The organism is Pseudomonas sp. PD9R (assembly GCF_019200975.1).
In the GTDB taxonomy this organism is placed as follows: domain Bacteria; phylum Pseudomonadota; class Gammaproteobacteria; order Pseudomonadales; family Pseudomonadaceae; genus Aquipseudomonas.
In genome coordinates this window covers 19,931-45,479 of sequence record NZ_JAHTMR010000028.1, presented here as the reverse complement: position 1 = coordinate 45,479, position 25,549 = coordinate 19,931, and the positions used below count along the sequence as shown (strand labels likewise).

The window sequence follows — 25,549 nt, the reverse complement described above, 5'->3', positions numbered from 1 at the left end:
GCCTGCGGCAGCTCCTACAGAGGGGGCGGGGAGTTATCACGTTTAATTTAACTTTACGTGAGGATTTGGCGACCTTCGCGCTCCCATACTCGGCCCCAACGAACAACAACAACCGGGAGCCGGACATGTCGCAGTCAACTGCTTCACCCAAGGCCAGCCATCCACGCTGGCTCAGGCTGACCCACTGGCTCAACGCCCTGGCGGTGCTGGTGATGGTCACCAGCGGTTGGCGAATCTACAACGCCTCACCCATTTTCGAATTCAGCTTTCCCAAGTCGATCACCCTCGGTGGCTGGCTCGGCGGCGCGCTGCAATGGCACTTCGCGGCGATGTGGTTCCTGGCGATCAATGGTGTCATCTACCTGATCATCAACCTCGCCAGTGGTCGTCTCAAGCGACGATTTTTCCCGGTGTCGCCTAAAGGTGTTTTGCATGACCTGGGGGCTGCGTTGCGAGGAAAACTGGGGCATGCCGATCTCAGTCACTACAACCAGGTGCAGCGGGTCGCGTACCTGTTCGTGATGGTCGACATCACGATGCTGGTGATCTCCGGACTGGTGTTGTGGAAGTCCGTGCAGTTTCCGCTGCTGCGTGAGTTGTTGGGCGGTTACGAAGGCGCACGCCGCGTGCATTTCTTCGCGATGGCGCTGCTGGTGGCTTTCGTAGCGGTACATCTGGTGATGGTCGCGCTGGTTCCCAAAACGCTGTTGGCCATGATTGTCGGCCGCAAGGAGCACGTATGAAAAAGCGCATTCAAGGACTGGGGCTGGACGAGTCTTCCATCCTCACCGACGCCCGGAAAATCCTCGCACCTCAGATCGAAGACCGCTCACGCCGTTCGTTTCTGATGCGCGGCCTGACCCTCGGTGGCGTGGCCATGCTGTCCGGCTGCAACCTGACCGACAACGAAAGCGTCGACACGGCGCTGTCGTCCATGTCGCGCTTCAACGACCGTGTGCAGGGCTGGCTGTTCAACCCCAATGCGATGGCGCCGACCTACCCGGAATCGATGATCACCCGGCCGTTCCCCTTCAATGCCTTTTATGGCATCGATGAGGCACCGACGGTGGAAGAAGAAAGCTATCGCCTGGAAGTGACCGGACTGGTGGCGGACAAGCGCAGCTGGCGCCTCGAAGAGTTGCGGGCGATGGCCCAGACCGAGCAGATTACCCGGCACATTTGTGTCGAAGGCTGGAGCGCGATCGGCCGCTGGGGCGGCGTACGTTTCAGCGAGTTCCTCAAGCGAGTCGGCGCCGATACCGACGCCAAATACGTCGGCTTCAAGTGCGCCGACGACTACTACACCAGCATCGACATGGCCACCGCGCTGCATGCGCAAACCCTGCTGACGCTGACCTACGACGGCGCGGTGCTGCCACGCGAGTACGGCTTCCCGATGAAGCTGCGCATGCCCACCAAGCTTGGCTACAAAAACCCCAAACACATTCAGGCGATATTCGTCAGCAACACCTACAGCGGCGGCTACTGGGAAGACCAGGGCTACAACTGGTTCGGTGGCAGCTAATGAACGCCCGGCAACTTCACCCGTCCGCAACCCGTGCTTCAAGGAGTTTCATCATGAAAAAGTTGACCACCGTTGTTCTGTCCATGTGCCTGGCCGTCGGTGCCGCTAGCGTGTTCGCGGCTGACACCATGAGCAACGACAACATGAGCAAGGATTCGATGTCCAAGGACGCCATGTCCAAAGACACCATGAAAAAAGACACGACGATGAAAAAGGATTCCATGGCCAAGGACACCATGAAGAAAGACACCATGTCCAAGGATGCAATGTCCAAAGACACCATGAAAAAAGATGCAATGTCCAAGGACAACATGAGCAAAGACACCATGAAAAAGGACGCCATGTCCCAGTAATCAACCGATACCCCCTGTAGGAGCTGCCGCAGACTGCGCTCTTTTGATCTTTAAAATCAAGATCAAAAGAGCGCAGCCTTCGGCAGCTCCTGCATGCCCTCCCCAAAAACCTGAGGGCCGCGCCATGCGATACATTCGTTTGGGTAACTCCGGCTTCGAAGTCTCCCGCCTGGGCACCATGAACATGGGCATGCACGCCTGATTTGACGTCTGGTTGTATCAAAAGTGAATTTCCGCCGAGTCCGCTGCTCATACCTTTTAGGTAGCGGATTCGAGCCCGCAAAATCATTGATGCAATCAGGGAACGGCACGGTCATGAGTCGAGTATCGACGGCGGGTGAATACCTTCCTGGGGGCGTGATTCTGGTGGTTGAGGACGATCCGCTGATCCTTGAGTTTCTCTGTGAAATTCTTCAGGACGAGGGCTTCGTGGTGCATCCGCACACCAGCGCCGACGCTGCTTGCGAGTATCTGCAACAGCACGCCAACCAGGTGCGCCTGCTACTGACAGATATCACCATGCCCGGCAAGCTCAATGGCGCAGACCTGGCCAACTATTTCGGCGATCGCTGGCCGGACAAGCCGATCATGATCATGTCCGGCTACGAAACCCCTGAAAGCTCTGGCGTGCGGTACGAGGTTGCGTTCATCAAGAAACCTTGGGCGCTCGGGCAGTTGCTCGATTGTGTGGAAGCCGCCCTGAAATCACGCAATACCCTGCGCTGAAACTCTGCATACCCTGTAGGAGCTGCCGAAGGCTGCGATCTTTTGATCTTGATTTTCGGCGGTCTTACATTCGCTGAAAAATCAAAATCAAAAAATCGCAGCCTTCGGCAGCTCCTACGTTGATCGTGTACATTTGGGCGATCGCCATCTGAAACAGGAAGGACCCTTTGTCCACTCCCAAGTCCGTTCTGAATGTCCCGTACCGTGCCTTCCTGTTCGATATGGACGGCACTGTCCTCACCTCCATTGCCGCTGCCGAACGTGTCTGGACCCAATGGGCCGTGCGCCACGGCGTCGATGTCGAAACCTTCCTGCCAACCATCCACGGTGCCCGCGCCATCGACACCATCAATCGCCTGGCATTGCCCGGTATCGATGCCGAGGCCGAGGCCGCGTGGATCACCGAGGCGGAAATCGAGGACGTCGAAGGGATTGAAGAGGTCGCTGGCGCAGGTGCTTTCCTCAAATCATTGCCGGCTCATCAATGGGCCATCGTCACTTCGGCCCCGAGGGAACTGGCGTTGCGGCGAATGGCGGCGGGCGGGATTCCCGAGCCGCAAGTGATGGTCACCGCCGAGGACGTCAGCGCCGGGAAGCCCGACCCTGCCGGTTACCGATTGGCTGCCCGGCGACTGGGCGTTGAGATAACGGATTGCCTGGTTTTCGAGGACGCCACGGTGGGGATACTCGCGGCCGAGGCGGCAGGGGCGGATTTGATGATCGTGACGGCGGCGCATGATCAGCCGATTCGGACGTTGCATTCCACCTTGGCGAGTTATAACGCGGTTGTGGCGCGCGTAGACCCCGATGGCCTGATCCGCCTGCAAACCCTGTAAGAGCTGCCGAAGGCTGCGATCTTTTGATCTTGTCTTTAGCGATTTGACGACCGCCAAAGATCAAGATCAAAAGATCGCAGCCTTCGGCAGCTCCTACAGAGGGAGGTCAGTAAAGGCCGGGGATCAAGCGCCAGCTGTGGGCGCAATAAGCCTCGTATTCACCATCAAACTGCGCCCGCAACAGCGCCTCTTCAGAATGTATCCGCGCAATCAACGGGACCAGCGTCAGCGCTGCCAATACCAGACCCACCACCGAGCGAAACGCCAACGCCCAACCCACGGCGTTTATCACCAGCCCCAAATAACTGGGGTTGCGCAGGCTGCGGTAAATCCCGTCGGTGACCAAGCGATGCCCAGGCTGAATTGCCACCAGTCCACTGAACCGCTTGCCCAGCACGAACACCGGCCACATCCGCAGCGCGCCGCCGATGATAAACAGCAGCACTCCTAACCAGCGCATGCCTTCGCCGCCGAAGGTCCAGACATCGACGCGGTCGGTGTAGGCCGGCAAGTATCCGCTCAACAATCCAATCACCGCGAACGCCGGCAGCACCCAGCGATTGGCCCGGTCTTCACGTTCGCCGGCGCTCAGGTTGACCTCGGTGAACAGCGAGGCAATCGTCATCAGCAGCGTTGCAATCGCGATGACCACCAGCGGCGCATGGGAGAAAAACGCAGCAAAACCACCCAGGCCCCAAACCGCCAGTCCGAGATAGGCGAGGGTGGACACGATGGCGAAAAATGCCAGTTTGGCCGAAATTTTCATGATGCCTCCACGTGTGGCACTCCACTCATTGTAGGAGCTGCCGAAGGCTGCGATCTTTTGATCTTGCTTTTTAAGATCAAGATCAAAAGATCGCAGCCTGCGGCAGCTCCTACATAGAAGCGTCCGCCCTGGCGTTACGCCGGATGACTTGCGGTGGTTGCCCGAACGCACGCAGGAACGCTTCACGCATGCGCCGGCAGTCACTGAAGCCGGTTTCCATGGCAATCTGGTCCAGGGTCAGCCGCCCGCGTTCGAGCATTTGCCGCGCGGCTTCCAGGCGCAGGTTTTCAATGGCTTTGGCCGGCGACTGGCCGGTTTCAGCACGAAACGCGCGGCTGAACTGACGCGGACTGAGGCGAGCAACGTCCGCCAGTTGTTCTACAGACAAGGTCTGCGCAAGGTGCTCGCGGGCGTAGCCGAGCACGGTTTGAATGCGGTCGGATTTCGGTTCCAGCTCCAGCAATGCCGAGTGCTGCGACTGGCCACCGGCGCGGCGGTGGTACATCACCAGTTTCTGCGCCACCGAACGCGCCAGTTCGGCACCGTGGTCCTTTTCGACCATCGCCAGTGCCAGGTCTATGCCGGCGGTCATGCCCGCCGACGTCCAGATCGAGCCATCGACCACATAGATGCGGTCGGCTTCCACCTTGACCGATGGGAAGCGCTCCTGCAGTTGTTGCGCATAGGCCCAGTGCGTGGTCGCGCGTCGCCCATCGAGCAACCCGGCCTGGGCCATGACGAAGGCCCCGGAACAGATAGACGCGGTGCGCCGCGCGGTTGTGGCGCTGGCACGCAGGTAGTCGAGTACACCTTGGGGCGCCTGTTCGAGGATGGAGTCACCGCCGACCACAATCACGGTATCGATCACCCGCTCATCGAACGCTTCGGTGCCGACACTCAGGCCACCGGAGGCGCGCAATGTGCGGCCGTCCTCGGACACCACGCGCACGTCATACAGCGCCTCGCCAGCACTAAAGTTGGCGTACTCAAACACCGGCATGGCGGCCAGCGCCATGGACTGGAAACCCTCGAAAACCACAAACGCCACGGAAATCATCGTTATGTCCTCAAACGGTCATGTCCTGAAAACGTACTTTAAACGTCATTTGAGACGCAGGCGAGTGGCTTTATAACTGCTTACACCCGGCGACTGTCTCGCCTCACTGTGAAGGAAATCGACCATGGCTCTCTCATCCAAAGGCACTGCTCTAATCACCGGCGCCTCGTCGGGCATCGGCGCGGTGTATGCCGATCGCTTGGCCCGGCAGGGTTACGACCTGATTCTGGTGGCCCGCAGCCAGGTAAAACTCAATGCGCTGGCCAATCATCTGAGCGACCAGACTGGTCGTAACGTCGAAGTGGTCGTAGCAGATTTGAAAGACAAGACTGACTTGCTGCGGGTCGAGCAGATCCTGCGCAGCGACGCCAGCATCACATTGCTGGTCAACAACGCCGGGGTCGGCGCGGTTATGCCGCTGCTTGGCAGCCCCGTGGATGACATGGAAGACATGATCACCCTCAATATCACTGCACTCACGCGCCTGGCTTACGCTGTGGCTTCCGGCTTCGTTGCGCGCGGCACCGGAACCGTGATCAACATTTCCTCGATCGTCGCCATCGCCCCTGAAATCCTCAACGGCGTGTACGGCGGGACCAAGGCTTTTGTCCTCGGCTTGAGCCAGTCGATGCACCGCGAATTGGCCGACAAGGGTGTGCGCGTCCAGGCCGTGTTGCCGGGTGCGACCGCCACTGACTTCTGGAGCGAGGCCGGCAACCCGGTGGAGAACCTGCCGCAGGAAATCGTCATGTCCGCCGAGGACATGGTCGATGCCGCACTGGTGGGTCTGGCGAACGGTGAAGTGGTGACCATTCCGGGCCTGCAGGACGGCGCGCAGTGGGACCAATACGAAGCGCAGCGCCAGGTACTTTCCGGGTTGTTCGGCAACTCCACGGCGGCGCCGCGTTACCGTTAGATTGAGGGTGTTTTTTCGGACGCCTTCGCGGGCAAGCCTCGCGCCTACGGGGTAACGCCAAATTCCTGTAGGAGCGAGGCTTGCCCGCGATGGCGTCATCAGCAACACCTCTTTGAACTAAGCTTGGAAAAGGACCGTTCACCGCTGACCCGTGGAACATTCGACGGGCCGGCGGCGTGCAACAGGAGCCGCCATGCTTCACATCAGAACGCCGTTGATTCTGTATCCAGGCCTCTCGACCCCCAGCCGCCGTATCTGGTTAAAACTGGAAAACCTGCAACCGAGCGGCTCATTCAAACTGCGCGGCATGGGGCTTTTGTGCAGTCAGGCCGCCGCTCAGGGCAAAACCAAAGTGGTCTGTCCTTCCGGGGGGAACGCCGGTTTTGCCACTGCTGTGGCTGCTGCCAGCCTTGGGTTGCAAGCCTGCATCGTGGTGCCACACACCACCCCTGAAAGTACCCGCGCCAGGATCAGGAAAACCGGTGCCGAAGTGATCGTCCATGGCAAGGTCTGGGACGACGCCAATCAACGGGCCAAGGAACTGGCGCAGGGCGCGGACACCGAATACGTGCCGGCCTTCGATCACCCGGTGTTGTGGCAAGGGCACAGTACGATGGTCGATGAAATCCTCGAAGACTGTCCGCAGGTCGATGCGTTGGTCACGTCGGTGGGTGGCGGTGGCTTGCTCGCCGGTATTCTCACCGGGTTAATCCGCCATCAGCGCACGGACTGCCGGATCATTGCCTGCGAAACCATAGGCGCAGCGTCGTTCGCGGCAGCTGTCGCGGCGGGGCATCCGGTACGCCTGACGCGTATCGACACCGTCGCCACTTCGCTCGGCGCCTCTGAAGTGGCGGCGTGGCCGGTGCAGCACATCCTCGATTTTCCCCATGACTGTGCGGTGCTCAGCGATGAGGACGCGATCATGGGGGTGGTGCGTTATGCCAGTGATTTTCGTCAGCTGGTCGAGCCGGCGTGCGGTGTTTCGCTGGCGATTGCTTACCTGGATCATCCGGCGATTGCCGAGGCCCATGACGTGGTGATTGTGGTGTGTGGCGGGGTGAGCATCACCGCAGCGCTGGTGGCCGGTTGGTCACGTTGAAAAAAACCAGGCGGGGCTGGAAACGCATCCAGGTTTCACAAGCCCCACCGCTGAGGTTGGCCGTGGTTACTGGCCTGCCGCAACACCTTCCTGGACGAGAATGGCGCGGGCCAGGTCTTCGTCGCTGGCGTTGTTCAGATCCGGATGTTCCTGACGGAGCTGTTTCAGGACCGACTCCAGATAAGCGCCACGAATCGTACCGCCACTGGCCACGAAGCTGGAGGCGTCATCCCGGGCAGGAATCATGAGTTTGTGGTCCTTGAACGTCGAGTACAGCGATGCGGAAACCCCGGCCGAAGTGGCGACATCGCCCGCGTCCACTTTGGCCATTGCGGAACCGAAGGGTAAACACAGCAAAAGAGAAGAAACGATAATCAGACGGCGCATGACGGTGTCCTCTGAAAGCGAAAAGCAAAAAGGAAGTACCTCATCTTTTAGGATGCATGGCGATCGTCAGGAGTTCCCTGCACTCGGCTTCTCGATGGGGCGCCCAGATCAAAAGCAGGATCAGGATCAAAAGATTGCAGCCTTCGGCAGCTCCTACATTCATCCCCTGTAGGAGCTGCCGAAGGCTGCGATCTTTTGATCTTGGAAACCCGTTACCGCGAAAAACGGTTGCGATAATCCCGCGGGGACACGCCCAGGTTGCGTTGGAACGTCAGGCGCATGCGCTCTTCATCGCCGAACCCGCACAGTCGGGAGATTTGATCGATGTTGCGTTCGGAATCTTCAAGCAGGCGTCGGGCGGCTTCCACCCGCAGCACTTCCACGGCTTTGGCCGGGGTGCGGCCGGTCTTGAGTTTGTAGACCCGGGCGAAGTTGCGCGGGCTCATTTGCACCTGCTGCGCGAGCGAGTCGACCGTGAGGTTTTCCCCCGCCAGATTCTGCGTAATCCATAAATGCAGATCGTCGAAAGCGGCGCCGTCGCTGGTTTGGGCTTGCAGCAATTGACTGTACTGGGCCTGTCCGCCAGGACGCTTGAGAAACACCACCATTTCCCGCGCCACCCGTAATGACACTTCACGACCGCAATCTTCCTCGACCAAGGCCAGTGCCAGGTCGATACCGGCACTGACACCCGCCGAAGTCCACATCGCACCGTCCTTGACGAAAATCGCATCGCTGTCGACTTCGATTGATGGGTAGCTTTCCTTGAGCACGTCGCACATCGCCCAGTGGGTGGCGGCACGTCGGCCTTCGAGCAATCCGGCCTTGGCCAGCAGGAACGTCCCGCTGCACACCGATGCGGTGCGTTTGGCTTTTGGCGAGGCCTCTTTGAGCCAGGCGACCAGATCCAGGGAATTGTTCATCGCCTTGAGAATGTACGGTGCGCCCGGAGCGATCAGGGTATCGATCGATTGGCCCGCAAAGTCGAGCAGGGGCACGGTGTGGACGGCCAGCCCTTCCGCCGAGTGCATCAAGCCGCCCGGCATGCTTGCGGTGTGCAGGCTGTAACCCGGCAAGCCACGGCTGTTCATGTAGCGAGAGGCGGCCCAAAACACGGTTTGCGCCCCGGTCAGATCCAGCAGGCCCATTTCGGGATAGGCGAGGAACACGATCAGTCGCGGTTGGTCGGGTTGAAATTCGATGTTGTCGGGAGAGCGGGTGATGTCGTTCATGGGCTTCTGTTTTAGCGAGTAGGAATAATCATAATTCGCAAACGGTATAAGCGTAATCGCACGTCATCGGCTGTCAGGAATTCAGGGTTTTATGTCACTCGGCGGCACAAAATTCAACCCCGACCCGATCCAATCTGTAGGAGCTGCCGAAGGCTGCGATCTGTTGATCTTGATCCTGAAAAACAAGATCAAAAGATCGCAGCCTTCGGCAGCTCCTACAGGTAGCAATGTGATTCGTGACAATCCAGAACAATTGTATTGTCGACAGCGATCTGTTTCCGCACAAAAGGGCTGCGTACCTTTCATGCCTGCCGAGGGGGATGACAAACGCTCATTCCCCGGCCCGTTGTTGTCATTTGTTCGCCTGTGACCCCGCCCCTAGAGTGAAGCGTGCGCGTTAGGCGTATCCCTTCAATTTCAGTGATCGCCTGCCAAACGCAGGCGAGGGAGTTTTTGATGTCCGATATTTTCGGCCAGCAGTTCATCGACGGGCAGCGCAGTGCCTTGGGCCACGAGACGTTGCAAAGCGTTGACGCCAGCACCGGGCAGGCGCTGCCTTATGTTTTTCATCAGGCCACCGATCAGGAAGTGGCGCTGGCGGTAGCGGCGGCAACGCGTGCTTTTTCGCCGTACCGTCAATTGTCGCCGCAGCGCCGTGCCGGATTCCTCGACGCCATCGCCGAAGAAATCGATGGGTTGGGGGACGATTTCATCGCGCTGGTATGTCAGGAAACCGCATTGCCCGCGGGGCGGATTCGCGGCGAGCGCAGCCGCACCACCGGCCAGTTGCGCTTGTTCGCTCAGGTGCTGCGTCGTGGTGATTTCCTCGGTGCACGGATCGACCAGGCACAACCCCAGCGCGCACCATTGCCACGCCTGGATATTCGCCAGTACCGCATCGGCGTTGGCCCGGTCGCGGTGTTTGGCGCGAGCAATTTCCCGCTGGCCTTTTCCACCGCTGGCGGCGACACCGCTTCGGCCCTGGCCGCCGGTTGCCCGGTGGTGTTCAAGGCCCACAGCGGGCACATGGCGACTGCCGACCGGGTGGCGAGCGCTATCGTTCGCGCCGCGCAACGCACGGCCATGCCGACGGGCGTGTTCAACATGATCTACGGCGCGGGCGTTGGCCAGGCGCTGGTCAAGGCCGATGGCATCAAGGCTGTCGGTTTCACCGGTTCGCTCAAGGGCGGTCGGGCTTTGTCGGATCTGGCGGCCGCGCGGGCGCAGCCGATACCGGTGTTCGCCGAGATGTCGAGCATCAATCCGGTGATCCTGCTGCCGGAAGCGTTGATCAGCCGTGGCGAAAAAGTCGCTGAAGAGCTGACGGCGTCAGTCAACCTCGGTTGCGGCCAGTTTTGCACCAGCCCCGGTTTGATCATCGGCTTGCGCTCGCCGCAGTTCAGCGCGTTCCTCGACGTATTTGCGCAAGCCATGGGCAGCCAACCGGCACAGACCATGCTGAATGCCGGCGCACTGAAAAGCTATCGCGCAGGCCTGCAACACATTGCTGCCGATGACCGGGTCGATCATTTGGCCGGTCAACCCCAAGGCGATTCCAGAGCGCAGCCACAACTGTTCAAAGCCGACGTGCAACTGTTGATCGAGGGTGATCCGTTGTTGCAAGAAGAGATCTTCGGCCCGGCCACCGTGGTTGTGGAGGTGGCCGACCAGCAGCAATTGCGCGCTGTACTCGACAGTCTGCACGGTCAACTGACCGCCACGTTGATTGCCGACGCTGCGGATCTGGATCGCTTCAGCGAACTGCTGCCGCTGCTCGAAGACAAGGTCGGACGCCTGCTGCTCAACGGTTACCCCACCGGCGTCGAAGTCAGCGATGCGATGGTGCATGGCGGACCTTATCCGGCCACGTCGGATGCGCGCGGAACCTCGGTTGGCAGCCTGGCCATCGATCGCTTCCTGCGACCGGTCTGCTACCAGAACTATCCTGATGAATACCTGCCCCCAGCACTGCAAAACAGTAACCCGCTGGGCCTCAATCGACTGGTCGATGGCCAGTGGAGTGTGGCGCCCCTGACCTGACCCTCTGGCCCACGCAAGGCATCGGGCAGATGCCGGCGTGGGCTATCACGGATCTACACATTGAATCGAGCACCCACAGACATGGTTCCTTCACTTGGCAGCATCGCTTCACGCCTGCGCCTCAAACAACTGCGGTTGCTGATCGCATTAGATGATCGCGGCTCCCTGCACAAGGCCGCCGAGCAGATTTCGATTTCCCAGTCCGGTGCCACCAAAGCCTTGCATGAAGTTGAATCGCTGCTCGGCATGCCGCTGTTTGAACGTCAGCCCAAGGGCCTGGTGGCCAATGAAATGGGGCGTTGCATGATTCGGTATGCGCGGCTGATCTACAGCGACGTAGAACACCTGCGCGAGGAAATGCTCAGCATCATGCAAGGGCAGGGCGGGCGATTGTCGGTGGGGGTGATCATGGGCGCGGTGCCGTTGCTGACCCGGGCGCTGACCGAGTTGCGGCTCAAGCAACCGGAGTTGTCAGTGGAACTGGTGGAAAACACCAGCGCGACATTGCTCGGGTTGCTGGATCAGGGACGGCTCGACCTGGCGATTTGTCGTACCAGCGTCGGCCAGCGTTCGGACGCCTATGACTGCATCGAACTGAGTGAAGAACCCTTGGCCGTGGTCGCGAGCAAAGATCATCCATTGGCCAGGGCCGAGTCGTTGCAGCTGTCGCAGTTGAGCGATTACCGCTGGGTGGTCTACCCCAAAGACATGCCGATGCGCCAGGCCCTCGAGCGTGAGCTGAATGAGGCAGGGCTGGAGATTCCGCGTTATCCGCTGGAAACCTCATCGACGTTCGCCACCATTTTGCTGGTGCAACAAGACCCGACATTGCTGGCGGTAATCCCGGTAGAAGTCGCGCAGTTTTGCGAGAAATTCGATTTGCTGGTGAAGCTGCCGGTGTCTCTGCGCGCATTGATCGAACCTTATGGCGTGATCAGCCGGGCTGGTGCCGATTTGTCACCGGCGGCGACCCTGCTGATCAACGAACTACAGCAGCTATCGATTACGTAGCCTGCCTCCACCTGTAGGCGCTGCCGAAGGCTGCGATCTTTTGATCTTGATCTTAAAAAAACTACATCAAAAGATCGCAGCCTGCGGCAGCTCCTACCGGGGAGGTCATTTGATCACGATCGGGTTCACCGGTGCGCCCGTGCCGCCGACGATCTTCAGCGGAGCGGCGGTGTAGAGGAACTGCCACTGGCCATCTTCGGCACAGTCGTTGGCCAGCTCATCGAGCAAGGCCACTTCAGTGAAGGTCACGCCGAGGTTGCGCATCAGCGCGTTGTGCAGCGGGATCAGCACGCCAGAAGTCGGGTCGACCGCGATCTCGTTGGCCATGGTATCGGTCACCAGATTGGGGATTTCCATCTGGTGGAACCACTCCACCAATTCACGGCTGAAGGTCAGGCCCGGCTCGGCGAAATCCTTGTAGAACTCTTCCGGTTCTCGCTCATAGAACGAGCCGATCCAGCCGGTGCGGATAATCAGGATGTCGCGTTTCTGGATCTCGATGCCTTGGGCTTTGGCGGCGGCGAGCAGGTCGAGGTGGTTGAAGGTCTCGCCCTTGTCCAGCACCGCTTTGCCACGATGGCGGGCCATGTCGATCAGCACCGCACGCCCGACAATCCCGCGCTCGGCAATCGGCAGGATACTGGCCTTGTCCATGCCGCCAATGGTGCTCATGGCGTCGTAGCCGTTCCACAGTTTGTTGTCGTGCCAGACATGGCCCAGCGCGTCGTATTGGGTCGAGCCTTGCAGGTGCATGAAGATCACGTCGTCGGCGTATTCCACGTGGCCGTCGAAGTGGGTCTTGCCGGCGAGGAAATGCCCCTTGTCCAGCACGTTGACGCGCATCGAGGGGCGGCGGCCGGGCCACAGCGGTTCACCTTTGGGATGACCGATCTGCACTTGCAGGGTGAAGGTCTTGCCCTGGCGCACAGAGGCAATACCGCGCAGGATTTCCGCGCTTTGCAGGTAATTCAGGGCACCGACTTCATCGTCCGGCCCCCACTTGCCCCAGTTGGTCGGCAGGCCTTCGAGCAGGGCTTTGACATCGGGAGAACGGTCGGCGGCGGTGTTATTGGTGTTGTGGTCGCACATGAGGTTGTCCTTTTTATTAACAAATCCCCCTGTAGGAGCAGCCTGTGGCAGCTCCTACAGGGGGTGTGTATTTATCCGGCGGATAACGGTGGCGTTGCGGGGTTATTTGATGGGTGAAAACTGCGCCGGCATCAGCAGCTTCGATTCCATTTTTTCCAGCATCGGGAAGGCGATCGGCACGAAGCCTTCAAGCCAGTCCGAGTCCTGGTACAGCGCGGCGCGTTTGTTGATCCGCTCGTCCAGGCTCTCGTAGGCCCAGATGTGGATCACCTGATTGAGCTCGCCGATTTCCGTGTACCACCAGCCCACCAGCGTGGCGTAACGGGAGATCACCGGCAGGCCGTTTTCCTCGAAGTGCTTGAGGTAGGTTTGCATTTTTCCGATCTGAATCGTGTAGGTGCGCATTTCGTAAAACATGGGTGTCATCTCTCAAGAATGAATGCCGTGGTACGCGTTGCTGATGATTCGTTCGACGTCGGTGGCGCTGGTCAGGCGTGGGTTGACCAGCACGTTGCCGCTGCGCATCGAGTCGCTGACCATTTGCGGCATGTAGTCCAGGTCCACGCCCAGGTCCTTGATGTTGTCGGGGATGCCGATGGCCTTGTTCAGCGCCATGACGTGTTCCACCACTTTGTGCCCGGCGCGGGCAGCGCTCAGGCCGTCGACGTTTTCGCCCATGGCGAGGGCGATGTCGCCGAACAGTTCAGGGCAGGCCGCCAGGTTGAACTCGATGACGTAGGGCAGCAGAGTGGCATTGGCGATGCCGTGGGGAATGTTGAACACGCCGCCGAAGGTGTGGGAGATCGCATGCACGTTGCCCAGTTTCGATTGGGCGAACGCAACGCCGGCGAGGAACGACCCGAGCAGCATCTGTTCCCGGGCATGCAGGTCGGAGCCTGTAAAAAAGGCTTTCGGCAAGTGCGTGCAAATCATCTTGATCGCTTGCAGGGCCATGGCCTGGCTCACCGGGTTGGCCTGCTTCGATACGTAGGATTCGATGGCGTGGGTCAGGGCGTCCATGCCGGTGGCGGCGGTGATTGATGGCGGCAGTTTCAGTGTCAGCTCGGCATCAAGAATCGCCAGTTTCGGAAACAGCGCCGGGCTGATGATCACCGTTTTGAACAGGGTTTTAGTGTTGGTAAACACCGTGGACGCAGTGCACTCGCTGCCGGTGCCCGAGGTGGTCGGAATGGCGAAAACCGGCAGCGGCGGGTGCAGCAGTTTGTCGTAGCCCTCGTAGTCGAGGATGTTGCCGGGGTTGGTGGCCATGGCCGCGACACCCTTGGCGGTGTCGATGCTGCTGCCGCCACCAACGCCGATTACCGAATCGCACTCGTGGTTTTTCAGGAACGCCACGGCGCGTTCCAGCACATCCGTGGTCGGGTTGGGCTCGACGCCGGCGAACACTTCATAGGCAATCTCGCTGGCGGCCAGCGAAGCAAAAAAACTTTCCATCACGCCCGACGCCATCAGACCTTCGTCGGTGACCACCAGCAGTTTTTTTCGAACATGCGGCTTGAGCAATGTGCCGGCCTGACGCACCAGGCCGTTGCCGCTTTTCAACGTCGTGGGGAAATAAAACTGGAACGGGTTCATGTGCTTCTCCGGTTCTTATTGGTCCCGGAACAGTAATTAGCGCGACGGCCCGCCGATAATGAAAAGGTCTGATACAACGATCACCCGTTGTCATCCCCTGACTGGCGGGTGGGCAGTGGTAACGTGAGCGCTTTGAACAATTCAGGAGCATCGTCATGGATTTGGGTATTTCGGGACGCTGGGCGATCGTCTGCGCCGCCAGCAAGGGCTTGGGCCTGGCTTGTGCGCGAGCCTTGGCGAAGGAAGGCGTGAACCTGGTGATCAACGCCCGTGGCGACGCCAAGTTGCAGGTCGCCGCCAATGAATTGCGCAGCCTGGCGCCGACCATCGAGGTGCGCACCGTGGCGGGTGACATCAGCGAAGCGGCGGTGCGCGCGAACGTACTGGCGGCGTGTCCGCAGGTGGACATCCTCGTCAATAACGCGGGTGGACCGCCGCCCGGCGACTTCCGCGACTGGCAGCGCGAAGACTGGCTAAAGGCGCTGGACGCCAACATGCTCACGCCCATCGAGATGATCAAGGCCTGCGTGGATGGTATGGCCGAGCGCGGTTTCGGGCGCATCGTCAACATCACCTCGGGCGCGGTGAAGGCACCGATTGATGTGCTCGGCCTGTCCAACGGTGCTCGCAGTGGCTTGACCGGTTTCATCGCCGGGCTGGCACGTCAGGCGCGATTGGCCGGCAACAACGTCACCGTCAACAACCTGTTGCCGGGGCCATTCGAAACCGAACGCCTGCACAAAACCTTGAGCGCGGCGGCCGATGCCAATGGCAGCAGCGTCGAAAGCGTCGCCGAGCAGCGGCGCAAGAATGTGCCCGCGCAGCGCTTTGGCCAGCCCGATGAATTCGGAGCCTATTGCGCGTTCATTTGTAGCGCCCAGTCCGGTTTTCTGACCGGGCAAAACCTGTTACTGGATGGCGGCAGTTATCCCGGTACGTTCTAAGCGTTTTTTCTGCTGTTGTGGCGAGCGAGCTTGCTCGCGCTGAACTGGGCAGCGGCCCCAAAATCTGACCACCATGGAGATTGTGTGAGTGCTGCGCACTCAAGCGGGAGCTAACTGTGTAAACCCAAAGATTTTTTTCTGACTCAAGGTGAGCTGCTGGGGGATGACTGTCAGTGATCCCCCTATCAGATCCCATCATTATTCAGGGCCTGGGGGCGTGATTAGAGTGGGGCCGCTTGTTCCCACAACAATAAGAGCGCCCCCCACATGAATAATCCGAGTGCCGAAAGCCTGTCGCTGACAGCCGCGACCGCAACCGAGCGTGCCACCAGCGTCCGCTGGCGAATCTTCCTCATCATGCTGTTGCTGACCGCGATCAATTACATCGACCGTGCCTCGCTGTCGGTGGCACTGCCGCTGATTTCCAGCGAATTCCAGATCCCGCCGGCGCTTGAAGGCTTGATGCTCAGCGCGTTTTTCTGGTCCTACGCGTTGATGCAGATCCCCGGCGGCATGCTGCTGGATCGCTTTCAGACCCGCCGCGTGATCGTCGTTGCGACGGTTGCCTGGGGCGCGTTCCAGGCCTTGGCCGCTGGCGCGCACAACTGGATCATTTTGCTGATCACCCGCATGGGCCTGGGCGTCGCCGAATCACCGATCATGCCTGCCGGGGCCAAGCTCAACGGCGCGTGGCTGACCCCCAACGAACGTGGGCGCGGCGCGGTGCTGGTCGACGGCGGTGCACCACTGGGCAGTGCCTTCGGCGCGATCATCATTGCCGGCCTGATCGGCTGGTTCGATTCCTGGCGCATCGCTTTCGTGATTGCCGGCGTTGGCACCATGCTCGCCGGTGTGCTGGCCTGGAAATACATCCGCAACCACCCCAGCGAACACCCCGGCGTCAACGCCGCTGAACTGGCGCACATCACCGAAGGCAATGCCACGGTCAGCAAACCCGGTGCGGTCACCAGCATTGCCTTCAAGGAACTGCTCAAGGACCGCTCGGTGCTGGCGATGTTCGCCGGTTACTGCTGCATTCTCAGCGTGTTCTACGGCTTGCTGACCTGGATGCCGAGTTACCTGCACCAGACCCACGGCCTGAACATTTCGGGCATGGGCGGCGCGACCTTCCTGATTTTCATGTGCGGTTTCGTTGGCGAACTGGTCGGCGGCTACCTGGGGGATAAATGGAAATCCAGCGGTGCCTCGCCGAACCTGGTGATGCGCAGCATGTTCAGCGGCTCGGCACTGGTCGCCGCTCTGTGCATGTTGGGTACCGCCTATACCGCTGACGCCGCCCAAGCGATCGGATTGCTTTGCGTGGCGATGTTTTTCATTCGTTGGTGCGGGATGTACTGGTGCATTCCGTCGATCCTCGGTGGCACCTCGAAAACCGGCGTTCTGGCTGGCACCATGAACTTCTGCGGCAACATGGCCGGGGTGATCGTGCCGATCCTGATCGGCTTGATCGTGCAGTTCACCGGTTCATATTTCCTGGTGTTGATCTTCTTCGTGGTCATGGCCTTGCTGCTGGCCATATTCTCCAGCCTGATCGATTATCGGGAACGAGGACTGGTTTGATAGGGGGGGCAGGTCAGGTGAGTGTCGATATCGACAGTGTGGTGGTGGGTGCCGGTGTAGTCGGGCTGGCGGTGGCCAGGGCACTGGCGTTGAGCGGGCGTGAAGTGATCGTGGTCGAGGCCGGCGAAGGTATCGGTGTGGGCATCAGTTCGCGCAACTCCGAAGTGATCCACGCCGGTATTTATTACCCCGGCGGCAGCCTCAAGGCGCAGTTGTGCGTGGAGGGCAAGCAACGCCTTTACGCCTACTGCGACGAGCGCGGTGTCGATTATCAGCGGCTGGGCAAGCTGATCGTCGCCACGGACGACGCGCAACGTGCTGCGTTGCAAGGGTTGCTGGAGCAGGGGCGGCGCAATGGTGTCGATGATCTGCAGTGGCTGGAAGCCGATCAGGCTCGGGAGCTGGAACCGGCGTTGTCCTGCGTCGCTGCGCTGTGGTCGCCCTCCACCGGCATCGTCGATTCCCATGGCCTGATGCTGGCGCTGCAAGGCGATGCCGAAGCTTGCGGCGCGTCGCTGGTCTTTCACACGCCGTTACTGTCGGCCCGTTGCATCGAACAGGGTTTCGAGTTGCACATGAGCGGTGCCGAACCCATGAGCTTGACCTGTCGTGAGCTGATCAATTGCGCCGGATTGTCCGCCCCGCAAGTGGCCAGTCGAATCGAAGGCTTGCCAGCGCAACACATTCCCCAGGCTCATCTGTGCAAAGGCAGCTATTTCAGTCTCAGCGGCCGAGCGCCGTTTCGCCATCTGGTATACCCGGCACCGGAAAGCGCCGGGCTGGGTGTGCACATGACCCTGGATCTGGGCGGCCAAGCGCGTTTCGGGCCGGACGTGGAATGGGTCGACGCTATCGATTACGTTGTGGATCCACATCGGGCCGAAGGCTTCTATGAGGCGATCCGGCGTTACTGGCCGGGCTTGCCCGAAGGCAGTCTGCAACCGGCCTATAGCGGCATACGGCCGAAAATCACTGACCCCACCGAACCGGCTGCCGACTTTCGCCTCAGTGGCCCGAAAGAGCACGGCGTGCCGGGATTGGTGAACCTGTTCGGCATCGAATCGCCGGGCCTGACCAGTTGCCTGGCACTGGCCGAGCGTGTAACGGATTCGTTGGCGGCATAGCGCTTGTACCGATGATCAGAGGCGGCGCCACGGCGCGTGGATAGCGCTATCCTTGGGAGATGCGCTCATCGCCATCGGAGAAGTCTGATGATCAACGTACGCACTGCCCGCATGCTCGCCGATTACAAAACCTGGGCCAATCAGCGCCTCTTCGACAACCTGGCGCAATTGCCGCCAGGTGAAGTGGAAAAAGAACGCGCTTCGGTGTTCAAGACCATGATCGGTACGTTGAACCACATCTATGTGGTGGACTGCATCTGGCAGGCCCACCTCGAAGGCCGAGGGCACGGCTTCAAAACCTCACATGAATTGGTGCATCCCGCGCTGACCGATTTGCGGCTGGCGCAGCAAGACGTTGATCACTGGTACAGCGACTGGACCGCCAGGCAAACCGACGCCTCGCTGGACAAGCCCGTCCGGTTCACTTTTGTCTCCGGCGAAAGCGGCACCATGAGCGCTGGCGCGATGTTGATGCACGTGGTCAATCACGCCAGCTATCACCGTGGCTGGGTGATCCAGATGTATTTCGAGATTCCGGCCATGCCGCCCATGACGGACCTGCCGATTTACCTGCGTGAGACCGATCCGAATTTCAACTCGCTCAATGCCCCGGCAGTGGAGCCGACATGTGCTCCGCAATTCGCGAGCGCAACCAACGTTCTGCCGGATCGTTATCGTTGACGCCGTTCCAGACCATGGACAGTTCGGACAGCACAATGTCGAAAGGCGGGTCGTCGGCGCGCAACTGGTTGCTGCCTTCGATCAACGCGCACGCCGCGTAATCCGGCACGGTGGCGAGCATGTCGGTGCCCGCCAGCAACGCGCGCAGGCCGGCAAACTGCGGCACCGCCAGTACTACCCGGCGTGAGCGGCCGATGCGTGCGAGGTCGGTATCGATAGCCCCGGACAGATCCCCGGAAAACGACACCAGCGCATGTGGACGTTCGCAGAATTCATCCAGGGTCAGGGCACCGGGACGGTCATCGCCACGCAGGATTTTTACGCTCAAATCCCGCAGTTTCTTGCGCTTGGCGTTGGCCGGCAGTTCAGTGGTGTAACTGATCCCGACGGAAACCTCCCCGGTGGCGAGCATCGACGACATCAGCAGGAAATTAACCCGCCGCACCACCACCACAACGTTCTGCGCCTCTTCGCGAATCTGCTTGAGCAGCGGCGGAAACAGACCGAACTCAGCGTCGTCGGACAGGCCGATGCGAAATACCTCGCGACTGGTGGAAGGGTCGAAATCCTTGGCCCGGCTGACGGCACCGGAAATAGTGTCCATCGCTGGCTGCAATTCCTTGAGGATCACCAACGCTCGTGGAGTCGCCTCCAGCACACGGCCGTTGCGCACCAGCAACGGGTCGTCAAACAAATCACGCAAGCGCGCCAGCGCCGCACTGACGGCAGGCTGGCCGAGGAACAGTTTCTCCCCGGCCCGGGTCAGGTTCTTTTCGAACATCAGGGTTTCGAAAATCACCAACAGGTTCATGTCCACGCGGCGCAGGTCGTTGCGGTTCATGGTCGGGTTCTCGCAAGGAGAAATGGGGTCTATCCAGTAAAGCACCAAACCCCGAACATGCGGTGCACCTGGGTGTTTACCCCTGACCCGTGTAGGCGCGCGCCTGCTCGCGATAGCGTCCTCACGATCGCCATCGCCGACAAGCCGTGCTCTTACAGTCGATTTGGTCGTTCAATCGATCCACGTCGACAGCCATCACCCCTCCAACCCCCGCTCCGTCAACACCTTTCTGAACGTCTCCACCAACGGCCGCAAATTGATCCGGTGCCACGCCGCCCACAGCGGTCGGGTGAAGGCAATCCACGGCACTTCCCGCAGCACCACGCCCGGCGGTGCGTTGCGGCTCAAGCCTTTTTGAATCATGGCGATGCCCAGCCCCGAGCTCACCAGCGCCATTGCGGTGAAGGGGCCGGTGGCTTCCATGCGGATGTCCGGGGTGAAGCCGGCGCGGATGCAGGCGCTGACGAAGTCTTCGCGGCTGGTGTGGTGTTGCACGCCGATCCACTCCTGATCGGCGAGGTCGGCCGGGGTCAGTGTTGCCTGGTGAGCCAGTGGATGATGCTCGGGTAATGCCAGCAACATCGGGTCGTCCAGCACCTGGAAGCCCAGCAGATCCGGATCGTCTTTGGCCGGTGGTTCGCTGACCAGTGCGACGTCGAGGCTGCGCTGGCGCAGGCCTTCAAGTTGTTCGGTGGAGCGCAGGTTGTACAACGCGACGTGCACGTTCGGCCGGTCGACCCGCAGGATGCGCAAGGCATTGGGCAACACCCCGGCGTGCATGGCGTTTTCGATGTAGCCGATGCACAACCCGCCTTCTTCGCCGCGGCCCAGACGTTTGCCGAGGGATTCCAGGCGACTGGCGTGGGTCAGCAGGGCGCGGGTTTCGGCGAGGAACGTCTGGCCGTCGCGGGTCAGGCGGATGCGTTGCTGGCTGCGCTCGAACAGGGTCAGGCCCAGGCGTTCTTCGAGCTGGGCGATCTGCCGGCTCAGCGGTGACTGGGAAATGTGCAACCGTTCGGCGGCGCGACCGACGTGTTCTTCTTCGGCGACGGCGACGAAGTAACGCAATTGGCGGATGTCGATCATGTCAGACCTCGTGGGACTCAAGTGCTGCACATTATGTCTTGGACGGTCCGATGCTCGCAATCTAGGATCTGCTCAACGGTCACAACCGCTGACCCCTGACACTCAAGAGGACACACCCATGAGCTTGAAAGACAAACTGCCCGGCGCGCTGGGTTTCGGTACTGCCCCCCTGGGCAACATGTTCCGCGCCATTCCTGAAGAAGAAGCGTTGGCCACGGTTCACGCGGCTTGGGACGCCGGTGTGCGTTACTTTGATACCGCGCCGTTCTACGGTTCGGGCCTGTCGGAAATTCGTCTCGGTGCCGCACTGTCCCGCTACAACCGCGACGACTATGTGCTGAGCAGCAAGGTTGGCCGGGTGATTCTCGACGAAGTCGAAGACGCCGCTAACCGTGACCTGGGTGAGAAGAGCGGAGTGTTCGCCCATGGTCGCCCGAACAAAATCGTCAACGACTACAGCGCCGACGCAACGATGCGTTCGATTGAAGACAGCCTCAAGCGCTTGCAAACCGACCGACTGGACATCGTCTGGGTGCATGACATCGCCCAGGATTTCTACGGCGATCAATGGCTGGAGTACTTCAATCAGGCTCGCACCGGTGCTTTCAAAGTGCTGACTCGTTTGCGCGAAGAAGGCGTGATCAAGGGCTGGGGCCTGGGTGTGAACAAGGTCGAGCCGTGCGAATTGACCCTTGATCTGAGCGAAGCGCAACCGGACGGCTTTTTGCTGGCGGGTCGCTACACTCTTCTCGACCATGACCGCGCCTTGCAACGCTTGATGGATGCGGCCCTGGCGCAGAATGTCGAAATCGTGGTCGGTGGCCCTTATAGCTCGGGCATCCTGGCCGGTGGCGCGCACTTTGAATACCAGAAGGCCAGCCCGGCGATCATCGACAAGGTCGAGCAAATCAAACGCATCGCGGCTGCCCATGGTGTTGACGTCAAGGCCGCTGCATTGCAGTTCTCCCTGGCAAACCCGGCCGTGGCGGCGGTGATTCCTGGTTCCAGCCGTCCGGAGCGGATTGCTGAGGATGTGGCTGCTTTGTCGGCGGTGATTCCTGCCGCGTTCTGGCAGGCCATGCGTGAGGCTAAATTGGTTTCTGAGCGTGCTCCGCTGCCAAATCAAAAGATTTCAGCCTTGGGCAGCTCCTACATATAAGGGCGGTGACTTATGAAGATTGATTTGAGCGGGAAACTGGCGATTGTCAGTGGTAGTACGGCCGGCATCGGCTTGGGTATCAGCAAGGCACTGGCCGAGTCGGGTGCCACGGTGGTGGTGATCGGTCGTGAAACCGCCAAGGTCGAGCAGGCATTGGCGAGCATTCGCCAGAGCGTACCGGGTGCGCAGTTGCGCGGTTTGACCGCGGACCTCGGTACTGCCGAAGGTGCCGAGCAGCTGTTTGTCGCCGAACCTCGGGCCGACATCCTGGTGAACAACCTCGGGATCTTTAACGAGGTGGATTTTTTCGAGACCCCGGACAGTGAGTGGACGCGGTTTTATGAGGTCAACGTGATCTCCGGCGTACGCCTGTCCCGGCATTACGTGCCGGACATGGTCAAGCAGGGCTGGGGGCGGGTGATATTTCTGTCCTCGGAATCCGGGATCGCCATCCCGGCCGACATGCTCAACTATGGCGTGACCAAAAGTGCCAACCTGGCGGTGTCCCACGGTCTGGCCAAACGGCTGGCGGGCACCGGGGTGACGGTCAATGCGATCCTGCCCGGCCCGACATTGACCGATGGCCTGGAGCAGATGCTCAAGGACGCCACGACTGAGTCCGGCCGCAGTGTGCGGGAAGAGGCCGATGCGTTCGTGCGCAAGGCGCGGCCGACGTCGATCATCCAGCGCGTGGCAAATGTCGAGGAGGTGGCGAACCTGGTGGCCTACATCGCATCACCGTTGTCCTCCGCAACGACCGGCGCGGCGCTGCGGGTCGACGGTGGCGTCGTCGACAGCATGGCCATCTGAGCCTTATTGATTAAGAGAGAACTGTACATGGCAACTGCATCAGCGTTCATCGACATCCCGGCCTCGGCCGATCAGGTCTGGCAATTGATCGGCGGCTTCAACGCGCTGCCGGACTGGCTGCCGTTTATTCCCAAAAGCGAACTCAGCGAAGGCGGGCGCGTGCGCAGCCTGCAAACGGCGGACGGCGGCGTGGTGATCGAGCGTTTGCAAGCGTTCGACAATGACGCGAAAGCCTACAGCTACTCGATTTTGCAGGCACCGTTTCCGGCCACGGCTTACTTGGCAACAATCAAAGTCGAGGCACAAGGCGACGGCGCTCGGGTGACCTGGTCCGGGCAGTTTGAACCGGTTGGCGTAAGTGACGAGGAAGTGGTGGCGTTGTTTACCGGGATTTATCAGGGCGGCCTTGAAGCCCTGCGGGCGAACTACCCGGCCTGAACCCATCACCAATCCCCCTCAGATCAAAAGATCGCAGCCTGCGGCAGCGCCTACAGAGATTCATGTAGGCGCTGCCGCAGGCTGATCTTTTGATTTTCAGGTCTGCACAATCAAACCCTGCCGACAATCCAGCACCAACTGCGCACCGCCCAGTTCGCCACGGCCCACCTCCAGCGTAAAGCCGTGCAAGCTGACAATCGCCGCGACGATCGACAGCCCCAACCCGAAACCGCTTTTCTGATTGCCCGCCTCGGCGCGATAGAAACGCTGGAACACCGCTTCGCGTTCGGCCTCCGGGATGCCGGGCCCGGAGTCGAGTACTTCGATGCGGGTATGCCCGCCCTCATTGACGCCGCGCAAAATCACCCGGCCGCCGGGCGGGGTGAATTTGATCGAGTTGCTCAGCAGGTTCGCCACCGCTTCAAACAGCAATGCGCGATCACCGTTCAGTGGCGGCAATGACGCCGGCAACTGCAACTCAAACGCCAGGTCATCGTCTTCCGCCAAGGGCAGATAAAACTCATGCAGTTCCTGTAACAACGAAACCGGGTCCAGTTGCACGAAGCCTGATCGGCGCTGGCGATCTTCCAGTTCAGAGATGCGCAACAAACCACGAAAACGCGCCATCAGTGTGTCTGCCTCACCCAGCACCGAGTCCAGTTGCGCCGCCTGGGTCGAGCCTTCACCGGCCTGTTGTTGCATGCGGTAGAGCTGCGCGCGCAAGCGGGTCAGCGGGGTGCGCAGGTCATGGGCGATGTTGTCGCACACGCCTTTGACTTCGTTCATCAGGCGCTCGATGCGTTCGAGCATCGCGTTGACGATGGCCGCGAGCATGTCCAGTTCATCGCGGCGATTGGACAGCGGCAGGCGCTTGGTCAGGTCTCCGGCGACGATGGCCTCGGCGCTGGCCTGAATGGCGCGGATGCGTCGCAGCGGACGACGGCGCAACAGGTGCCAACCGACGATGCCCGGCAGGATGGTCAGGGTCACGCCCCAGAACAAGGCGTGAAGGATGATCCGGGTCACGGCAAACAGCGAACCGTTATCCCGCACCAGCACCAGCCAGCGCCCGTCCCGGGTTGGAGTCGCTACCGCATCGCAGCTGTCGGCGGGCAGGGTCGGGTCGTCGGAATCGGTGCAGTCGCTGAGCATGTGGATCTGGCCGTCCAGCGGCAAACCACTCGGGATGTGGCGCAGGGCACCGCTGAGGTAACGGTGTTGGGCATCGAACAGACCATAAGCGTCGAGGCCACGGATGTCGAAAGTCATGCTGACGGCAAGCGCGTCGACCAGCTGTTCGCCGGAAAAACGCGAGAACAAATGCTGACGTTGCATCAGCGAATGTTTGGCCAGGTTGTCCAGGTACGCGGAGACCTCGTAGTACATGACGCCCATGAGAATCCCGCTCCAGATCACGAACAGCGAACTGTAGAGCGCCAGCAAACGACTGCTGGAAGAACGCCAGCCTTTAGACGGGTTCGGCAATGACATAACCCGAGCCTCGCACGGTTCGAATCAGGGGCGCATTGCCAGGTGGGTCGATTTTCTTGCGCAGGCGGCCGATGTGCACGTCGATCAGGTTGGTGCCGGGATCAAAGTGATAACCCCAGACCTCTTCGAAAATCATCATTCGCGAGAGGATTTGCCCGGTGTTGCGCATCAGGAATTCCAGCAGTTTGTATTCGGTGGGCAGCAGGGTGAGCAGTTGCCCGTCGCGACTGGCTTCATGACTGATCAGGTTCAGTTCCAGATCCGCCACCCGCAGTGTGGTGGCGTGCGCGGTCCCGGTGTTCTGCCGACGTAGCAGGACTTCGACGCGGGCGGCCATTTCATCGGTAGCAAAGGGTTTGGTCAGGTAATCGTCGCCGCCGGCACGCAAACCGCGCACACGCTCGTCGACATCGGAGAGGGCACTGATCATCAGGATCGGCGTGGACACACCCATGGTCCGTAGCGTGGTGACAATCGCCAGGCCATCGAGCTCGGGCAGCATGCGGTCGAGGGTAATCAGGTCGTAGTTGCCGCTGACCGCACGCTCCAGCCCCTCACGACCATTGTCGACCCAGTCGACGTCGAGGCCGTGGCTGCTCAGTTCGGCGACTATTTCCTGGGCGGTCACGGCGTCGTCTTCGATGGTCAAGATGCGGGTCATAGGGCTGGCCTGATTAAAGTGTTCACAACGTTGTGCGCCATTTTGCCAAGAAATGATCGCAGGCTTACTAAATAAAAGTTCATAGAGGATCAAAAGA

Annotated in this window: 28 protein-coding genes; 17 read left to right on the top strand and 11 right to left on the bottom strand. The window is 60.3% G+C overall.

Annotated features, from left to right (window positions below):
* Positions 1-125: 125 nt before the first annotated feature.
* The 5 genes from KUF73_RS29980 to KUF73_RS29960 all read left to right on the top strand — a co-directional run bounded on the left by KUF73_RS29980 (position 126) and on the right by KUF73_RS29960 (position 3,440).
* Positions 126-743 carry a cytochrome b/b6 domain-containing protein gene (locus KUF73_RS29980; protein ID WP_218441562.1) on the top strand — a complete coding sequence of 206 codons (618 nt, stop codon included), beginning with the start codon at positions 126-128 and terminating at the stop codon, positions 741-743.
* A complete protein-coding gene (locus KUF73_RS29975; RefSeq protein ID WP_218441561.1) occupies positions 740-1,525 on the top strand; it encodes a molybdopterin-dependent oxidoreductase in 786 nt (261 codons plus the stop codon). The genes KUF73_RS29980 and KUF73_RS29975 overlap by 4 nt, the downstream gene beginning before the upstream one ends.
* Positions 1,526-1,578: 53 nt before the next feature.
* Positions 1,579-1,878 (top strand): pentapeptide MXKDX repeat protein, encoded by a 300-nt coding sequence (locus KUF73_RS29970; protein WP_218441560.1) that lies wholly within the window; start codon positions 1,579-1,581, stop codon positions 1,876-1,878.
* A 315-nt stretch (positions 1,879-2,193) separates the two neighbouring features.
* On the top strand, positions 2,194-2,604 hold the full coding sequence (locus KUF73_RS29965) for a response regulator (protein WP_218441559.1): 411 nt from the start codon (positions 2,194-2,196) through the stop codon (positions 2,602-2,604).
* Positions 2,605-2,771: 167 nt separating this feature from the next.
* A complete protein-coding gene (locus KUF73_RS29960; RefSeq protein WP_218441558.1) occupies positions 2,772-3,440 on the top strand; it encodes an HAD-IA family hydrolase in 669 nt (222 codons plus the stop codon).
* A 106-nt stretch (positions 3,441-3,546) separates the two neighbouring features.
* Here the strand turns inward: KUF73_RS29960 and KUF73_RS29955 are convergent, their stop codons facing one another.
* A complete protein-coding gene (locus KUF73_RS29955) occupies positions 3,547-4,206 on the bottom strand; it encodes an isoprenylcysteine carboxylmethyltransferase family protein (protein WP_218441557.1) in 660 nt (219 codons plus the stop codon).
* 109 nt (positions 4,207-4,315) lie between these two features.
* Positions 4,316-5,263 (bottom strand): GlxA family transcriptional regulator, encoded by a 948-nt coding sequence (locus KUF73_RS29950; protein WP_218441556.1) that lies wholly within the window; start codon positions 5,261-5,263, stop codon positions 4,316-4,318.
* Positions 5,264-5,387: 124 nt separating this feature from the next.
* On the opposite strand from KUF73_RS29950, the gene KUF73_RS29945 reads away from it, so the two are divergent.
* Positions 5,388-6,179 carry an SDR family oxidoreductase gene (locus KUF73_RS29945; protein ID WP_218441555.1) on the top strand — a complete coding sequence of 264 codons (792 nt, stop codon included), beginning with the start codon at positions 5,388-5,390 and terminating at the stop codon, positions 6,177-6,179.
* A 193-nt stretch (positions 6,180-6,372) separates the two neighbouring features.
* On the top strand, positions 6,373-7,281 hold the full coding sequence (locus KUF73_RS29940) for a pyridoxal-phosphate dependent enzyme (RefSeq protein WP_218441554.1): 909 nt from the start codon (positions 6,373-6,375) through the stop codon (positions 7,279-7,281).
* A 66-nt stretch (positions 7,282-7,347) separates the two neighbouring features.
* On the opposite strand, the gene KUF73_RS29935 is transcribed toward KUF73_RS29940, so the two are convergent.
* Both KUF73_RS29935 and KUF73_RS29930 read right to left on the bottom strand, forming a co-directional pair.
* Positions 7,348-7,668 carry a DUF2388 domain-containing protein gene (locus tag KUF73_RS29935; protein ID WP_218441553.1) on the bottom strand — a complete coding sequence of 107 codons (321 nt, stop codon included), beginning with the start codon at positions 7,666-7,668 and terminating at the stop codon, positions 7,348-7,350.
* Positions 7,669-7,880: 212 nt separating this feature from the next.
* Positions 7,881-8,900: a GlxA family transcriptional regulator gene (locus KUF73_RS29930; RefSeq protein WP_218441552.1), complete on the bottom strand. Its 1,020-nt coding sequence runs from the start codon at positions 8,898-8,900 to the stop codon at positions 7,881-7,883.
* Between the two features lie 91 nt (positions 8,901-8,991).
* Between KUF73_RS29930 and KUF73_RS29925 the strand changes: the two genes are divergently transcribed.
* From KUF73_RS29925 to KUF73_RS29915, 3 genes are all read left to right on the top strand, one after another.
* A complete protein-coding gene (locus KUF73_RS29925) occupies positions 8,992-9,270 on the top strand; it encodes a hypothetical protein (protein WP_218441551.1) in 279 nt (92 codons plus the stop codon).
* Positions 9,271-9,356: 86 nt separating this feature from the next.
* Positions 9,357-10,940 (top strand): aldehyde dehydrogenase (NADP(+)), encoded by a 1,584-nt coding sequence (locus KUF73_RS29920; RefSeq protein ID WP_218441550.1) that lies wholly within the window; start codon positions 9,357-9,359, stop codon positions 10,938-10,940.
* 81 nt (positions 10,941-11,021) lie between these two features.
* Positions 11,022-11,951, top strand: a complete 930-nt coding sequence (locus tag KUF73_RS29915; protein WP_218441549.1) for a LysR family transcriptional regulator — start codon at positions 11,022-11,024, stop codon at positions 11,949-11,951.
* Between the two features lie 105 nt (positions 11,952-12,056).
* On the opposite strand, the gene KUF73_RS29910 is transcribed toward KUF73_RS29915, so the two are convergent.
* The 3 genes from KUF73_RS29910 to KUF73_RS29900 form a co-directional block, all read right to left on the bottom strand.
* Positions 12,057-13,040, bottom strand: a complete 984-nt coding sequence (locus KUF73_RS29910; protein ID WP_218441548.1) for a cyclase family protein — start codon at positions 13,038-13,040, stop codon at positions 12,057-12,059.
* A 102-nt stretch (positions 13,041-13,142) separates the two neighbouring features.
* Positions 13,143-13,457 (bottom strand): NIPSNAP family protein, encoded by a 315-nt coding sequence (locus KUF73_RS29905; RefSeq protein ID WP_218441547.1) that lies wholly within the window; start codon positions 13,455-13,457, stop codon positions 13,143-13,145.
* Positions 13,458-13,469: 12 nt separating this feature from the next.
* On the bottom strand, positions 13,470-14,636 hold the full coding sequence (locus KUF73_RS29900; protein ID WP_218441546.1) for an iron-containing alcohol dehydrogenase: 1,167 nt from the start codon (positions 14,634-14,636) through the stop codon (positions 13,470-13,472).
* A gap of 155 nt (positions 14,637-14,791) precedes the next feature.
* On the opposite strand from KUF73_RS29900, the gene KUF73_RS29895 reads away from it, so the two are divergent.
* The 4 genes from KUF73_RS29895 (at position 14,792) to KUF73_RS29880 (ending at position 18,966) form a co-directional block, all read left to right on the top strand.
* The gene (locus KUF73_RS29895) at positions 14,792-15,580 is read left to right on the top strand and encodes an SDR family oxidoreductase (RefSeq protein ID WP_218441545.1); all 789 of its coding nucleotides are present in this window, start codon (positions 14,792-14,794) and stop codon (positions 15,578-15,580) included.
* A gap of 267 nt (positions 15,581-15,847) precedes the next feature.
* Complete coding sequence (locus KUF73_RS29890; protein ID WP_218441544.1) at positions 15,848-17,161, top strand: MFS transporter; 1,314 nt, start codon at positions 15,848-15,850, stop codon at positions 17,159-17,161.
* Positions 17,162-17,178: 17 nt separating this feature from the next.
* On the top strand, positions 17,179-18,285 hold the full coding sequence (locus tag KUF73_RS29885) for an NAD(P)/FAD-dependent oxidoreductase (protein WP_218441543.1): 1,107 nt from the start codon (positions 17,179-17,181) through the stop codon (positions 18,283-18,285).
* An 87-nt stretch (positions 18,286-18,372) separates the two neighbouring features.
* The gene (locus KUF73_RS29880; protein WP_218441542.1) at positions 18,373-18,966 is read left to right on the top strand and encodes a DinB family protein; all 594 of its coding nucleotides are present in this window, start codon (positions 18,373-18,375) and stop codon (positions 18,964-18,966) included.
* On the opposite strand, the gene KUF73_RS29875 is transcribed toward KUF73_RS29880, so the two are convergent.
* Both KUF73_RS29875 and KUF73_RS29870 read right to left on the bottom strand, forming a co-directional pair.
* Positions 18,887-19,807 (bottom strand): LysR substrate-binding domain-containing protein, encoded by a 921-nt coding sequence (locus KUF73_RS29875; protein WP_218441541.1) that lies wholly within the window; start codon positions 19,805-19,807, stop codon positions 18,887-18,889. The two genes, KUF73_RS29880 and KUF73_RS29875, sit on opposite strands and share 80 nt — an antisense overlap.
* Before the next feature lie 195 nt (positions 19,808-20,002).
* Complete coding sequence (locus tag KUF73_RS29870) at positions 20,003-20,893, bottom strand: LysR substrate-binding domain-containing protein (protein WP_218441540.1); 891 nt, start codon at positions 20,891-20,893, stop codon at positions 20,003-20,005.
* A 118-nt stretch (positions 20,894-21,011) separates the two neighbouring features.
* Between KUF73_RS29870 and KUF73_RS29865 the strand changes: the two genes are divergently transcribed.
* From KUF73_RS29865 to KUF73_RS29855, 3 genes are read left to right on the top strand one after another with little or no spacing between them, the layout of a single operon-like run.
* A complete protein-coding gene (locus KUF73_RS29865; protein WP_218441539.1) occupies positions 21,012-22,052 on the top strand; it encodes an aldo/keto reductase in 1,041 nt (346 codons plus the stop codon).
* 12 nt (positions 22,053-22,064) lie between these two features.
* Entirely contained in the window at positions 22,065-22,862 is a 798-nt protein-coding gene (locus KUF73_RS29860) for an SDR family NAD(P)-dependent oxidoreductase (protein WP_218441538.1), read from the top strand.
* Positions 22,863-22,889: 27 nt separating this feature from the next.
* Positions 22,890-23,300, top strand: coding sequence for an SRPBCC family protein (locus tag KUF73_RS29855; RefSeq protein WP_218441537.1), 411 nt, complete (start codon positions 22,890-22,892; stop codon positions 23,298-23,300).
* Between the two features lie 96 nt (positions 23,301-23,396).
* Here the strand turns inward: KUF73_RS29855 and KUF73_RS29850 are convergent, their stop codons facing one another.
* Together KUF73_RS29850 and KUF73_RS29845 are read right to left on the bottom strand one after the other, a co-directional pair.
* Positions 23,397-24,791, bottom strand: coding sequence for a HAMP domain-containing sensor histidine kinase (locus KUF73_RS29850; RefSeq protein ID WP_218441536.1), 1,395 nt, complete (start codon positions 24,789-24,791; stop codon positions 23,397-23,399).
* Entirely contained in the window at positions 24,769-25,452 is a 684-nt protein-coding gene (locus KUF73_RS29845) for a response regulator transcription factor (RefSeq protein ID WP_218441535.1), read from the bottom strand. The genes KUF73_RS29850 and KUF73_RS29845 overlap by 23 nt, the downstream gene beginning before the upstream one ends.
* Positions 25,453-25,549 lie beyond the last annotated feature (97 nt).

Excerpts from the sequence above, each read along its gene's own strand:
- KUF73_RS29980 (WP_218441562.1), top strand. The coding sequence starts at position 126 with ATGTCGCAGTCAACTGCTTCACCCAAGGCCAGCCATCCACGCTGGCTC.
- KUF73_RS29975 (WP_218441561.1), top strand. The coding sequence starts at position 740 with ATGAAAAAGCGCATTCAAGGACTGGGGCTGGACGAGTCTTCCATCCTC.
- KUF73_RS29970 (WP_218441560.1), top strand. The coding sequence starts at position 1,579 with ATGAAAAAGTTGACCACCGTTGTTCTGTCCATGTGCCTGGCCGTCGGT.
- KUF73_RS29965 (WP_218441559.1), top strand. The coding sequence starts at position 2,194 with ATGAGTCGAGTATCGACGGCGGGTGAATACCTTCCTGGGGGCGTGATT.
- KUF73_RS29955 (WP_218441557.1), bottom strand. The coding sequence starts at position 4,206 with ATGAAAATTTCGGCCAAACTGGCATTTTTCGCCATCGTGTCCACCCTC.
- KUF73_RS29950 (WP_218441556.1), bottom strand. The coding sequence starts at position 5,263 with ATGATTTCCGTGGCGTTTGTGGTTTTCGAGGGTTTCCAGTCCATGGCG.
- KUF73_RS29945 (WP_218441555.1), top strand. The coding sequence starts at position 5,388 with ATGGCTCTCTCATCCAAAGGCACTGCTCTAATCACCGGCGCCTCGTCG.
- KUF73_RS29940 (WP_218441554.1), top strand. The coding sequence starts at position 6,373 with ATGCTTCACATCAGAACGCCGTTGATTCTGTATCCAGGCCTCTCGACC.
- KUF73_RS29935 (WP_218441553.1), bottom strand. The coding sequence starts at position 7,668 with ATGCGCCGTCTGATTATCGTTTCTTCTCTTTTGCTGTGTTTACCCTTC.
- KUF73_RS29930 (WP_218441552.1), bottom strand. The coding sequence starts at position 8,900 with ATGAACGACATCACCCGCTCTCCCGACAACATCGAATTTCAACCCGAC.
- KUF73_RS29925 (WP_218441551.1), top strand. The coding sequence starts at position 8,992 with ATGTCACTCGGCGGCACAAAATTCAACCCCGACCCGATCCAATCTGTA.
- KUF73_RS29920 (WP_218441550.1), top strand. The coding sequence starts at position 9,357 with ATGTCCGATATTTTCGGCCAGCAGTTCATCGACGGGCAGCGCAGTGCC.
- KUF73_RS29915 (WP_218441549.1), top strand. The coding sequence starts at position 11,022 with ATGGTTCCTTCACTTGGCAGCATCGCTTCACGCCTGCGCCTCAAACAA.
- KUF73_RS29910 (WP_218441548.1), bottom strand. The coding sequence starts at position 13,040 with ATGTGCGACCACAACACCAATAACACCGCCGCCGACCGTTCTCCCGAT.
- KUF73_RS29905 (WP_218441547.1), bottom strand. The coding sequence starts at position 13,457 with ATGTTTTACGAAATGCGCACCTACACGATTCAGATCGGAAAAATGCAA.
- KUF73_RS29900 (WP_218441546.1), bottom strand. The coding sequence starts at position 14,636 with ATGAACCCGTTCCAGTTTTATTTCCCCACGACGTTGAAAAGCGGCAAC.
- KUF73_RS29895 (WP_218441545.1), top strand. The coding sequence starts at position 14,792 with ATGGATTTGGGTATTTCGGGACGCTGGGCGATCGTCTGCGCCGCCAGC.
- KUF73_RS29890 (WP_218441544.1), top strand. The coding sequence starts at position 15,848 with ATGAATAATCCGAGTGCCGAAAGCCTGTCGCTGACAGCCGCGACCGCA.
- KUF73_RS29880 (WP_218441542.1), top strand. The coding sequence starts at position 18,373 with ATGATCAACGTACGCACTGCCCGCATGCTCGCCGATTACAAAACCTGG.
- KUF73_RS29875 (WP_218441541.1), bottom strand. The coding sequence starts at position 19,807 with ATGAACCGCAACGACCTGCGCCGCGTGGACATGAACCTGTTGGTGATT.
- KUF73_RS29870 (WP_218441540.1), bottom strand. The coding sequence starts at position 20,893 with ATGATCGACATCCGCCAATTGCGTTACTTCGTCGCCGTCGCCGAAGAA.
- KUF73_RS29865 (WP_218441539.1), top strand. The coding sequence starts at position 21,012 with ATGAGCTTGAAAGACAAACTGCCCGGCGCGCTGGGTTTCGGTACTGCC.
- KUF73_RS29860 (WP_218441538.1), top strand. The coding sequence starts at position 22,065 with ATGAAGATTGATTTGAGCGGGAAACTGGCGATTGTCAGTGGTAGTACG.
- KUF73_RS29855 (WP_218441537.1), top strand. The coding sequence starts at position 22,890 with ATGGCAACTGCATCAGCGTTCATCGACATCCCGGCCTCGGCCGATCAG.
- KUF73_RS29850 (WP_218441536.1), bottom strand. The coding sequence starts at position 24,791 with ATGTCATTGCCGAACCCGTCTAAAGGCTGGCGTTCTTCCAGCAGTCGT.
- KUF73_RS29845 (WP_218441535.1), bottom strand. The coding sequence starts at position 25,452 with ATGACCCGCATCTTGACCATCGAAGACGACGCCGTGACCGCCCAGGAA.